14 protein-coding genes are annotated in these 11,461 nt (G+C 65.1%); 9 read left to right on the plus strand and 5 right to left on the minus strand.

Going from position 1 to position 11,461, the window contains the following annotated elements:
• Positions 1-40: 40 nt before the first annotated feature.
• From GC1_RS08975 to GC1_RS08990, 4 genes are all read right to left on the minus strand, one after another.
• Positions 41-1,117, minus strand: coding sequence for a DUF2652 domain-containing protein (locus tag GC1_RS08975; RefSeq protein WP_019296040.1), 1,077 nt, complete (start codon positions 1,115-1,117; stop codon positions 41-43).
• Between the two features lie 135 nt (positions 1,118-1,252).
• Positions 1,253-1,804, minus strand: coding sequence for a 2OG-Fe(II) oxygenase (locus GC1_RS08980; protein WP_019296039.1), 552 nt, complete (start codon positions 1,802-1,804; stop codon positions 1,253-1,255).
• A 118-nt stretch (positions 1,805-1,922) separates the two neighbouring features.
• Positions 1,923-2,276 (minus strand): hypothetical protein, encoded by a 354-nt coding sequence (locus tag GC1_RS08985; RefSeq protein WP_019296038.1) that lies wholly within the window; start codon positions 2,274-2,276, stop codon positions 1,923-1,925.
• A 130-nt stretch (positions 2,277-2,406) separates the two neighbouring features.
• Positions 2,407-2,652, minus strand: a complete 246-nt coding sequence (locus GC1_RS08990; RefSeq protein WP_019296037.1) for an accessory factor UbiK family protein — start codon at positions 2,650-2,652, stop codon at positions 2,407-2,409.
• Between the two features lie 112 nt (positions 2,653-2,764).
• Here GC1_RS08990 and lgt point away from each other — a divergent pair, with 112 nt between their 5' ends.
• The 5 genes from lgt to GC1_RS09010 all read left to right on the plus strand — a co-directional run bounded on the left by lgt (position 2,765) and on the right by GC1_RS09010 (position 6,956).
• Positions 2,765-3,664: a prolipoprotein diacylglyceryl transferase gene (gene lgt / locus GC1_RS08995; RefSeq protein WP_019296036.1), complete on the plus strand. Its 900-nt coding sequence runs from the start codon at positions 2,765-2,767 to the stop codon at positions 3,662-3,664.
• Positions 3,661-4,728, plus strand: a complete 1,068-nt coding sequence (locus GC1_RS09000) for a class I SAM-dependent methyltransferase (RefSeq protein ID WP_019296035.1) — start codon at positions 3,661-3,663, stop codon at positions 4,726-4,728. Before lgt ends, GC1_RS09000 begins: the two co-directional genes overlap by 4 nt.
• The gene (gene pgeF / locus GC1_RS09005; protein WP_019296034.1) at positions 4,725-5,480 is read left to right on the plus strand and encodes a peptidoglycan editing factor PgeF; all 756 of its coding nucleotides are present in this window, start codon (positions 4,725-4,727) and stop codon (positions 5,478-5,480) included. The genes GC1_RS09000 and pgeF overlap by 4 nt, the downstream gene beginning before the upstream one ends.
• Before the next feature lie 298 nt (positions 5,481-5,778).
• Complete coding sequence (locus tag GC1_RS22960) at positions 5,779-5,913, plus strand: hypothetical protein (RefSeq protein ID WP_019296033.1); 135 nt, start codon at positions 5,779-5,781, stop codon at positions 5,911-5,913.
• Positions 5,914-6,179: 266 nt separating this feature from the next.
• Positions 6,180-6,956 (plus strand): Hint domain-containing protein, encoded by a 777-nt coding sequence (locus GC1_RS09010; protein ID WP_019296032.1) that lies wholly within the window; start codon positions 6,180-6,182, stop codon positions 6,954-6,956.
• Between the two features lie 56 nt (positions 6,957-7,012).
• Here the strand turns inward: GC1_RS09010 and GC1_RS09015 are convergent, their stop codons facing one another.
• The gene (locus tag GC1_RS09015; RefSeq protein WP_019296031.1) at positions 7,013-7,513 is read right to left on the minus strand and encodes an Lrp/AsnC family transcriptional regulator; all 501 of its coding nucleotides are present in this window, start codon (positions 7,511-7,513) and stop codon (positions 7,013-7,015) included.
• A gap of 242 nt (positions 7,514-7,755) precedes the next feature.
• Here GC1_RS09015 and trxB point away from each other — a divergent pair, with 242 nt between their 5' ends.
• The 4 genes from trxB to GC1_RS09035 are packed head-to-tail and all read left to right on the plus strand — an operon-like array spanning position 7,756 to position 11,253.
• Positions 7,756-8,697, plus strand: coding sequence for a thioredoxin-disulfide reductase (trxB, locus tag GC1_RS09020; protein ID WP_019296030.1), 942 nt, complete (start codon positions 7,756-7,758; stop codon positions 8,695-8,697).
• 5 nt (positions 8,698-8,702) lie between these two features.
• On the plus strand, positions 8,703-9,035 hold the full coding sequence (locus GC1_RS09025) for a ribonuclease E inhibitor RraB (protein WP_019296029.1): 333 nt from the start codon (positions 8,703-8,705) through the stop codon (positions 9,033-9,035).
• A 44-nt stretch (positions 9,036-9,079) separates the two neighbouring features.
• Positions 9,080-9,517 carry an RES family NAD+ phosphorylase gene (locus GC1_RS09030; protein WP_029204801.1) on the plus strand — a complete coding sequence of 146 codons (438 nt, stop codon included), beginning with the start codon at positions 9,080-9,082 and terminating at the stop codon, positions 9,515-9,517.
• 56 nt (positions 9,518-9,573) lie between these two features.
• Entirely contained in the window at positions 9,574-11,253 is a 1,680-nt protein-coding gene (locus tag GC1_RS09035; protein ID WP_019296027.1) for an adenylate/guanylate cyclase domain-containing protein, read from the plus strand.
• The last annotated feature ends 208 nt before the right edge of the window (positions 11,254-11,461 follow it).

Here is an 11,461-nt window from a genome sequence, read left to right on the forward strand (position 1 = left end):
TGTATTTTGTGCCTTGATCTACCCCTTGTGAATTGCCGGTTCAGGACAGCCGCGACACCTGCGGGTCCATCGCGTCAAAGGATACCGGCCAGAATTCCGAAAGGAACCCGGCGGCCTCCTGCTCTGAGGCCTCAGAGCGGTTGCCCGCGCGGTCATAGGCCCGGCCCATCGTATAGCGCAGCGCAGTCCCGTCCCCGTCCGGCGTCAGCTGGTAGGTCTCGGGCAGCTCAACGCCGTCCCGGGCCGGGTCCTTGATCCGGGTCGAGAAATAGTCGAAGGGCTGCCAGTCCGTGATCCTGTACACAAACTCCGCCAGCGAATGGGCGCAGTGATAGACCGATCCCGGCCCCAGGCGGCCTTGCGGGTTCTCCATCCGCATAGCGCTGACCTGATCCATCCACCGCAGCTTGAACTCCGGCGCAGTCAGCGCCTCCCAGACCAGCTGCGGCGAGGCGTCGAACCGGCGCCGGTAAGTCCAGACCCCGTCTGACTCCTCCAGGAAATCCCGCTCCTGCCCGGCCCTGAAGTGCTCCCAGGCGCGGGCCAGGTCATAGACCTGCATGGAGACATCGCCGAAATGCTCGATAGCTTGCGAATAGGGCTGCATCGCCGCCTGCAGCTGCATCGCCTCTACCGCCGCATCGCTGAACAGCGCATAGCTGCGCACGCCGGTTTCCGCCGCGGCCTCGGTCTTGGTCATCCGGTGCACCAGGATCACATCTGCGCCAGACAGATCCTTGACCGGACCCACCTGCATCTCGTCAAAGGCGCCGTAGTGGACGATCACCTTCAGATCCAGCCCGCCCGCATTGGCGCAGGCGCGGCAGGGGCATGTGGTATTGGCCACGATATCCTGCCGCCGGGCGGCGAACGCGTTATAGAGGTTCTCGCAAAACGTGAGCATCAGATCGCCGGAGACCAGCTCAGCCCGGGATGAATAGGCCAGCACTGCGTCGCCTTCCAGTTTCCAGAAATGCAGCGGCTCCCCGACCTGCTCCGCCACCGCCTGCAGCAGCGACTGCAGGATCGGATTGGCGTGGTCCAGCTCAGATGAAGTCAGAAACTGCGTGTAGCCGGAAATATCCGCAATCAGCATATAGCCGTTTTGTGCCGTCATCTTACCAGTCCCCCGCTGAACAAACCCCGGGCGCCGCAAGGGCAGCCCGGGACCAGTATAGCAGAACACATCGCAATTTGCGCATGAATGACGGTCCGCGCGTGCCATAGGCCGTGCGACAGGTCTGTCAGCCCTTCAGCGGAAGGCCGGGCCATGCGCCCAGACGGTCAGCGACTTGCGGGTGCCGCGGGTGACCGGCGTCACCTGATGCAGCAGGAAACTCGGGAACACCGTGGCGCTGCCCTGCACCCGGCTGGCGGCCACCACATGGGCGCCCGGCATGATTTCCAGATCGCCGCCGTCATAAGATCCGGGCTTGCTCAGTTGCACCACCAGGCTCAGCTTGCGCTTGCCCGCCACCGGCCCGTCGCCGATGTCGGAATGCCAGGCGAAATGGCCCGCATCGTCAGCCTTGTAACTGGCCGCCTGCGGGCTTTCGGCAAACTCGCGAAGATCAAAGCCGAAGCGCTCCTTGTTGGCGCGGCGCACCACAGAGATCAGCCGGTCCATCACCCAGCCGGTGCCCGGCACATCGTCCAGCCACACCACGCTGCCGCGGCGCAGGTTGTGATCGCGGGTCTGGCCGACCAGCAGCGCTTCGCTGTCCGGCGCCTCCTCTGATTTGCGGATGATTTCGGCGCATTCCTGCGTGCTGAACGCCCCCGGCACCGTATAGACAGAAACCATGCTGTGATCCTCTGATGAAACTGAGGCAGCATGTACCGCCCGGCCTGCAAACCGCTGCGCAGTTTTCGACCCCGCAGGCGGAAAGCGACCAGTTTTTATCCACAGGCCCGCAGGGCAGCTATGCGCGGGAGACAGACCGCCGCACCACAAACCCGTTTTTGACGATTTCGGTGGCAAAGCCGCGGGCTGCGAAATACGCGGACAGCTCGCGTGCGAGTTCAGTTCTTACAAACATAACTTCGCTCCACTCGGAGAAGTGAAGCTCTACCTGCTCGAACTGATCCAAAAGCCTGTCAGAAAGCGCCTCGTGCGGCTTTATGGCAAACAATGCGCTATTCGGCACCGCTGCATTCCGCTTCCAGAGGCTTTTGGCAAAGGCTCGGTGAGCTGGAAGGTCGGCTAGCCAGAACGCTTCGCCGCATGGCGGCAACTCGTTTCCGCTAAGCTCTTCGATTGCAACGGTGATGCGCATTTTGCTTACTTTTAGCCTCCGTGTCCTCCTGCACGCTAAAGCTTAATGCGAAAACAAAAAAGCCCGCCACAGGTTTCCCTGCAGCAAGCCTTATAACACCATACGGCGGGCAATCTGCCCGCGCCCTGGCTTACTTCTGTGCGGCTTCCAGCGCGTCCAGACGGGCCTTCAGCGCTTCATTTTCCTCGCGCGCTTTCTGGGCCATTGCGCGCACTGCGTCGAATTCCTCGCGGGTGACGAAGTCGCGGTCGGCCAGCCAGCGGTCGATCATGCTTTTCAGCGCGGTGTCCGCCTCATCCTTGGCGCCCTGGGCCACGCCCATCGCGTTGGTCATCAGCTGCGAAATATCGTCCAGGATCTTGTTGCGGGTCTGCATGTTCTTCTCCGTCTCGGGGTTGATCCCTATATGGGGAAGCGCGCGCGCGGCTGCAAGCCGTTGACTTTCCCCCCGTTGACTTCCCCCAAGGACCAAAGGCATTCAGTCGCCCATGCAGGCCATGATCCAATTCCCCGACCTTTCGCCCGAGATTTTCTCGATCGCCATCGGCTCCTTCGAGTTTGCCCTGCGCTGGTATGCGCTGGCCTATATCGCGGGCATCGTCATCGCCTGGCGCCTCGCCGTGGCCGCCCTGCGCCGCCCCGGCCTCTGGCCCGCAAACCAGCCGCCGATGAAACCGCAGCAGGTCGAGGATCTGCTGACCTGGATCATTCTCGGCGTGATCCTCGGCGGGCGTCTGGGTTTCGTGCTGTTCTACCAGCCGACTTATTACCTGGCGAACCCTGCGGAGATCCTGAAGATTTGGCAGGGCGGCATGGCCTTTCACGGCGGCCTCATCGGCGTGATCGTGGCAACCCTGATCTATGCTGCACGCCACAACATCCCGAAACTGCAGATCGCCGATCTGGTCGCCCATACCGTCGCGCCTGGCCTGCTGCTGGGGCGGCTGGCGAACTTCATCAATGCAGAACTTTGGGGCCGCCCGACCGATCTGCCCTGGGGCGTCGCCTTCCCCGGCCAGGCGGCACAGGACTGCGGCCAGGCGCTGGGAGAGCTCTGCGCCCGCCACCCTTCGCAGCTATATGAGGCGCTGATGGAGGGGCTGATCCTTGGCGCCCTGCTCTTGTACCTTGCCTGGCGCCGCGGCGCCTTCCACACCCCGGGCCGCCTCATGGGCGTGTTCCTCGCGGGCTATGGCCTTGCCCGCTTCATTGTCGAGTTCTTCCGCCAGCCGGACGCCCAGTTCGTCACCCCCGGCAACCCGCTGGGTCTGGCCTGGCACATTGACGGCATCGGCCTCACCCAAGGCCAGGCGCTGTCGCTGCCGATGATCGCCATCGGCCTCTGGTTCCTGATCCGCGCCCGCCGCGCGGCCCGGAGCACCGCATGAGCCTGGGGGACCACCTTGCCGCCCGCATCCGCGCCGATGGCCCGATGTCCGTCGCCGACTACATGGCGGACTGCCTGCTGCATCCGCAGTTCGGCTATTACACCACCCGCGACCCGCTGGGCGCCAAGGGCGATTTCACCACCGCGCCTGAGATCAGCCAAATGTTTGGCGAACTCCTCGGCCTCTCCCTCGCCCAGGCCTGGCTGGATCAAGGCGCGCCTGCGCCCTTCACTCTCGCCGAACTCGGCCCCGGCCGCGGCACCCTGATGGCGGACCTGTTGCGCGCCACCCGCGGCGTGCCTGGTTTCCACGCCGCCATGCAAATCTATCTGGTCGAGGCATCGCCAGCCCTGCGCGCGGCTCAGGCCAAGACCCTGGAGGGCTACGCGCCCCAGTGGCTGGACAGCGTAGACGCCCTGCCCGATCAGCCGCTGGTCCTGGTGGCCAACGAGTTCTTCGACGCCCTGCCCATCCGCCAGTTCCTGCGCGCAGGCGACGGCTGGAGCGAGAAACGCATCGGCCTGCAGGACGGCGCGCTGGCCTTCGGCCTCAGCCCCGCCGCGCCGCAGCCCGCGCTGCAGCACCGGCTGGAAGACACCCGTGATGGCGATCTGGTGGAACTGTGCGAGGCCGCTGCCCCCATCACCCAATCCATCGCCGCCCGAATCGCCGCTCATGGCGGCGCCGCGCTGATCGTGGATTACGGCGACTGGCGGGCGCTGGGAGATACGCTGCAAGCTTTGCGCGCGCATGAACCCGCCGATCCGCTGCAGACCCCGGGTGAGGCCGATCTGACAGCGCATGTGGATTTCGAGGCGCTGGCGCTGGCCGCAAAAACCGCTGGTTGCGCCTTTACCCGCCTCACCCCGCAAGGCGTGTTCCTGGAACGGCTCGGCATCACCGGCCGCGCCCGCGCCCTGGCCGCCCCCCTTCAGGGCGAAGGTCTGGAAACCCTGATCGCCGCACATCGGCGGTTGACGCATCCGGACGAAATGGGAAACCTGTTCAAAGTGCTCGGCCTCTACCCGCCTCAGGCCGCCCCATTGCCAGGATTGAACCCATGACGCTTGAAATTCTCACGTCCGATCTGCTTGGCCCGGTGCGGCACGGTTTTTTCACCCGCAGGGGCGGTGCGTCTTCCGGCATCTACCGCGGCCTGAACTGCGGCCTTGGCTCCACCGACCAGCGCGAGGCGGTGCAGATCAACCGCAACCGCGTCGCCGCCGCGATGGAGGTGCCGCCGGAAAACCTCAGCGCCGTGCACCAGGTCCACAGCGCCGATGTGCAGGTGGTGAAAGAACCCTCGCAGGAGCGCCCGCAGGCAGACGCGATGGTCACCAATGTTCCGGGGCTGGCGCTGTCGATCCTGACCGCCGACTGCCAGCCGGTACTGTTCTCCGACCCCGATGCGGGCGTCATCGGCGCCGCCCACGCAGGCTGGCGCGGCACCCTCGACGGGGTTTTGGAAGCCACTTTGGAAGCGATGGAAGGCCTCGGCGCGCGGCGCGAAAACACCGCCGCGGTGATCGGCCCGACCATTTCCCAGCGCGCTTATGAGGTCGGCCCCGAGTTCTTTGACGACTTCATGATGCAAGACGACGCCTACGCCCGCTTCTTTGCCAATGGCGAAGGCGACCGCTACCTGTTCGATCTTCCCGGCCTTGGGCTGCACAAACTGCGCCAGGCGGGGATCGGCGCGGCTGAGTGGAGCCGCCACTGCACCTATTCGGATGCGGAGAAGTTCTTCTCCTTCCGCCGCGCCACCCATGCCAAAGAGGCCGACTACGGCCGTTTGATCTCCTGCATCCGGCTTTAAGCCCGCGTTAACCAATGCCGATCTGCGCAATTGTGGCGGATTTTATTAAATTCCGCCGCATTCACTGTTTCCGCTACGGAAACCCGCCATGCCGCGCTGGCATTATCCTTTGAAATCAGCCTCCTGCAATCGCAGGTGAAGCGGCAGGCCGGCCGGCCCCCGGCCCGCGGCTTGGCCGAAAATGCCCCCGGCGGGTCATAATCCGGGCGCAAAGATTACCCATAATCAGGTCAGAACAAACAAAACCGCAGCCGCCCGGCGACACGGGTGCAGCTGCAGGGCGAAGGACAGACTGACCATGAAGATGAACAAGCGTTTCATTGCCTCGATCACCCGCTCCGCCAAGAGCGAAACCGTGACCCTGCCCTGGGTTGCCGCCCGCCGCCGCCGCGGCCAGGCGCAGCTTCAGCCCGCAGCACGGAAACTGGGTTAACGCCGGGGACGGATGCCCCGGCAGCGGCACCCCTGGCGCAGCTGCGCCAGCCCGGCCAGCCGCCAACGGGGCATCCAACCGGCCTGAAGGCGCGGCCCGCTGAAACTGCCGCAGCACCGCCGCCCGCCGTTAACCAGTTTGATTCAGATTTTTTGACAATTCGAATTAATTGCTGCCAATTTGGGCGCATCATATCGTTCAAGCACGTCTGTGTTGCCGGTGGGGGCCGATGCAAGCGGGCAGTTTGAAAGGAGAGGTCTGCTGTCATGACCATCCCGCACTCGCTGCACAGGGCTGCAGCCAATGCCGTCGAAGCCACTGCAATCCTGCAGGACCCCGCTGCGCTGCGCAGCGCAAACAAACCGCAGCTGCGCCGCTATGAGGTCAGCTGCCTGCTGCCCGGCGGCGGCATCTCTGAAACCCGCCATATCGCCCCGGCCCTGCCGCTGTTCGAGGACGCCTTCAGCGCCTTCTCCCGCGGTTCGCTGGTGGAAACGGCACAAGGCCCGATCGCGGTCGAGGATCTGCTGCCCGGCGATGAACTCCTGACCCGCGACGGCGGCAGCCAGCCGCTGCTGTGGATCGGCCGCACCAGCGTGCTGCCCGGCCGCTCCGGCAGCCGCAGCTGCACCCTGACCAGCTTCATGGCCGACAGCCTGGGCCTGCAGAAACCCTCTGCCAGCCTGGTGGCAGGCCCCGCGGCGCGCCTGCTGCGCACGCCGCCGCACATGCAAGGATCAGGCGACGGCCAGCTCTTGACCCTGGCCTCGGAATTCCAGGACGGCATGAGCATCTTTGAAACCGCGCCGCCGGCGCCGGTCGACCTTTACCACCTGTGCCTGCCCCGCCATGCGGTGATCACCGTCGGCGGCCTCGCATTTGAAAGCTACCACCCGGGCCCCGACGCGCTGAAACTGGCAAGCTATGCAATCAAGACGCTGTTCTTGAACCTGTTTGCCCATGCCGACAGCATCCAGGGATTCGGCCCGCTGGCGCACCCAAGGGCTGACAGCATCAGCCAGCCGGGGCCTGCCATTCTATGAACCGGGAGCGGCGGGCGGGCTCGCCCGGCATTGCCGCCCTCACCTGAAGAACTGCCTCAGGCCTCGCGTGCCAGACGTTCTTCCAGCACCTCAAACGGCACGCCCGGCTCATCCTTGGCGCCGCGGATCACCAGCGAGGTCTTGACGCTGGCCACATTCGGGGTGGTCAACAGATCGCCGGTCAGGAAGCTTTGAAAGGTGCTGAGGTCCGGCGACACGCATTTCAGGATGAAATCCACCTCGCCGTTCAGCATGTGGCACTCGCGCACCAACGGCCAGCTGCGGCATTTCTCTTCAAAGGCGCTCAGCTCCGCCTCGGCCTGGCTCTCCAGCCCCACCATGGCAAACACCTGCACCTCGAACCCCAGCTCGCGGGAGTTCACATCTGCGTGGTAGCCGTGAATCAGCCCGGCCTCCTCCAGCGCCCGCACCCGGCGCAGACACGGCGGCGCCGAAATCCCGACCCGCTTGGCCAGTTCCACGTTGGTCATCCGCCCATCGGCCTGAAGCTCCGACAAAATCTTGCGATCAATCGGATCAAGACGGGTTGTGACCATGCTGGAAACTCCTGTGAGATTTGCGTTTCTTATAGCACCGCCGCCGCAGCGCGCAATATTGTTTCAGCGTCGCGCAATATTCTTTGCAGCTCGGGCGCGCAAGCCGCAATGCGCAACCCTGCGGCAAATTTGTATCCCGCGGCATGCAGCCCCTTGGGGGTTTAAGCCTGCCCGCCCTGCCGCTATATGCATTGCCTGACGGCGGCACACCCGCCAGGCTGCATTAGTTGGGGACACAACACATGAGCGAGACGCGCCACACCAAGGTTCTGATCATCGGCTCCGGGCCTGCCGGCTATACTGCGGGGGTCTATGCTGCCCGCGCCATGCTGGAACCGGTCCTGGTCCAGGGGATTGAACCCGGCGGCCAGCTGACCACCACTACCGAGGTCGAGAACTACCCCGGCTTCACCGAGGTGCAGGGCCCCGACCTGATGATCAAGATGCAGGAGCACGCCCAGGCGATGGGATGCGAAGTGATCGGCGACTACATCACCTCGCTCGACACCACCAAGCGCCCGTTTGTGGCCAAGGCTGACAGCGGCACCACCTTCACCGCCGACGCGGTGATCCTGGCGACCGGCGCCCGCGCCAAATGGCTCGGCCTGGAAAGCGAAGAGAAGTTCAAGGGCTTCGGCGTTTCCGCTTGCGCCACCTGCGACGGCTTCTTCTACCGCGGCCAGGAGATCGTGGTGATCGGCGGCGGCAACACCGCCGTGGAAGAGGCGCTGTTCCTCACCAACTTCGCCTCCAAGGTGACCCTGATCCACCGCCGCGACGAGCTGCGTGCCGAAAAGATCCTGCAGGACCGCCTGTTCAAGAACGAAAAGATCGAGACTCTGTGGTTCCACACCCTCGAAGAGGTTGTCGGCACCGACAATCCGCTGGGGGTTGAGGGCGTCGTGGTCAAGAACGTGCAGACCGGCGAAGTCAAGGAAATCCCCTGCAAGGGCGTCTTTGTCGCCATCGGCCACGCGCCGGCCAACGAGCTGGTTAAGGAAGTGCTGGAGCTGCACAACGGCGGCTATGTAAAGGTGAAGCCCGGCTCCACCGAGACCTCGATCCCCGGTATCTACGCCGCCGGCGACCTGACCGACCACAAGTACCGCCAGGCGGTCACTTCGGCCGGCATGGGCTGCATGGCGGCGCTCGACGCTGAGCGCTTCCTGGCCGAGCAGGAGTAACAGGGATGCCGCATGATTTCGCCGCGCAACGGGCTGAAACCGTTGCGGCATTCAACGATCTGCAGGCCGAACACGGCCTGCCGGAGGTGGCGGACGTGGATTATTTCTTCGTCCCCGCCCGCACCGGCGCCGACTGGCGCCCGCTGGCCGAGGAACTGAGCCGCGAAGGCTATGCTTGCGAGTTCTTCGAGGCTGACGGCGAGGATCCCGCCTATCTGTCCGCCACCCTGCAGGACCAGATCATCTCTGCCACCGGCATCTGGATCGGCGAGGAACTGGCCACCCGCGCGGCCCTCTCCCACGGCTTTGCACCGGACGGCTGGGGGCTGGAGGGCTGACCCCGGCAGCTGGTCTTCTCAACTTCTCCGGCACCGTCTGGCGCATTCTTTTCCGCTCTCAGGCGGATCGGCCCTTGGCTCCGGCCCGCGCTCCTGAGGGCCGTTTTCACCACAGCGGCCAGTTGGCGCTTTATACTTCGCTCAGCGCAGAGGGAGCGGGCATTGCCATCCGCCGCTATGTCTCTTCCGATGACCCGCCGCGCATCATCCTGCCCCTGCAGGTGAAAGACATCCGACTGGCGGATCTGCGCGGCCGGCCAGAGGTCTCCGCGGTCTGGCAGGACATCCGTGCCAGGGGCACTCCTTCACCGACCTGGGTCTTTTCTGATACCGCCCGGGCGGAGGGGGCGCAGGGGCTGCTCTACTCATCCCGCTCTCGCCCGGACTTAACCCATTTGGTCTTGTTCGGCAGCGGCCTGCCCGTGCTTTCCCTTGCCGGTCCGCCCGCCCCGTGGCTCTCACCGCCTGCAACCGGGCATTGACCCCGCCCCCGCGCGCCCGCAGTCTGCACCCGGAAACCGCGAACAGGAGGACCCGGGTGGCAAGCGCGCTCTGGCAAGGCAACTGGATCACCCGCACCCGGATCACTACCGGGCTGGTGCTGCTCATCTTTGCCTTTTTTCACTTCCTCAACATCGGCCTCGGCCTGATCTCACCCGAATGGATGGACGAGTTTCAGGACGCCCGCCAAGTGATCACCCGCAGCCTGATTGGCAGCCTGATCCTCGGCACCTCACTGATCCTGCACGCAGGGCTGGCGCTGTGGAACCTGGCCCGCCGCCGCACCCTGCGGATGCGCTGGGGCGAGGCGCTGCAGACTGTGCTTGGCCTCCTGATCCCGCTGCAGCTCATCGCCCACATCGTCTTTACCCGCTACTCGCACGAGGTCTACGGCACCAATGACGAGATGCCCTATCAGATCATCCTGATGTGGGCCTCGCCCGAGATCTGGCAGCAAAGCCTGCTGCTGCTGGCAGTCTGGATCCACGGCTGCATGGGATTGCACTACTGGCTGCGCCTCACCCGCTGGTGGCGCCCGCTGATCCCCTGGATGGCAGGCGTGGCCGTGTTCATCCCCGCCTTCGCCTTTGCCGGCCTGCTGACAGAGGGCCGCCGCATCTATGATCTGTTTGTTGAAGGCACTGAGCGCGCCGCGCTGATGGCGGATTTCAACTGGCCCAGCCAGCAGGCCTTTGCACAGATGTTCGAGACAGAGACGCTCTGGCTTTCGATCTTCTTTGCACTGCTTGGCGTCACCGCCGCCGCCTTTCTCCTGCGCAAGCTGCTGCGCCGCCGCCGGGCGGTCACCATTCGCTACGCCTTCGGGCCGGAAATCCGCGCCGAGCGCGGCATGACCCTGCTGGAAATGTCACGCGCGGGCGGCGTCCAGCACACATCCCTTTGCGGCGGCAAGGGGCGCTGCACCACCTGCCGCGTGGTGGTGGACGAGGGCGGCGAGCATCTGCCGCCCCCGGAACCGCCCGAGGCCCGTAGCCTCGAACGGGTCAAAGCGCCTGCCAACATGCGGCTGGCCTGCCAGATCCGCCCGCAGACGCCGCTGACGGTCACCCGCTTGTTCCGCCCTGACGGCCGCAAGGGCCGCGCCCATGCCAGCCAGGGCAGCGAGCAGCAGCTTGCGGTGCTGTTCCTCGACATGCGCGGCTTCACCGCCCGCACAGCGGGACAGCTGCCCTATGACGTGGTGTTCCTGCTGAACCGCTTCTTCGACGCCATCGTCCCCGCCATTACCAATGCCGGCGGCACGGTGGACAAATACCTCGGTGACGGGCTGCTGGCGCTGTTCGAGGAACGCTCCCCTGCCCGCTCGGCCCGCGCCGCGCTGGAGGCCGCCGCCGCCATCGGCACCGCGCTGCAGGACTTCAACGCCCAGCTGGCCGCCGACGGCGAACCGGAAGTCCGCATCGGGATCGGCATTCACTTGGGCGAGCTGGTGCTGGGTGAGATCGGCAGCGCCGCCCATGCCCCGCGCACCATCATCGGCGGCAGCGTCAACACTGCCAGCCGGCTCGAGGCCAAGACCAAGGAACTCGGTGTCGAACTGCTGATCTCCGCCCGGGTGCTGGAGGCCGCAGGCTATGATTCGGACCATCTGCCGCTGGAAACCTACCAGCTGCGCGGCGTTTCCAGGCCGCTGGACGCCCTGCCGGTCGAACATGCCGCCGCTCTGCCCCGCACCCTGGCCGGAGAACAGCGTTAGGCCCAGCGTCCAAACCGCAAAACGGGTGTTTGCCCTGCCGGTCCAGCCCGCGCCAGCTATCCATCCCAGCACGCCGGGGGAGAACAAGCAGACCTGCTACCCGCGCCCGTTGCAGCCCTGCAACGCAGCAGATTTTCGCCAGCTGCGGCCAATTCCCCCTTTGCTTCCGCAGCAAACCATGTAATGCGTTCACGCGTGAACACACTTT

The organism is Leisingera sp. ANG1 (genome assembly GCF_000203975.2).
GTDB lineage: Bacteria > Pseudomonadota > Alphaproteobacteria > Rhodobacterales > Rhodobacteraceae > Leisingera.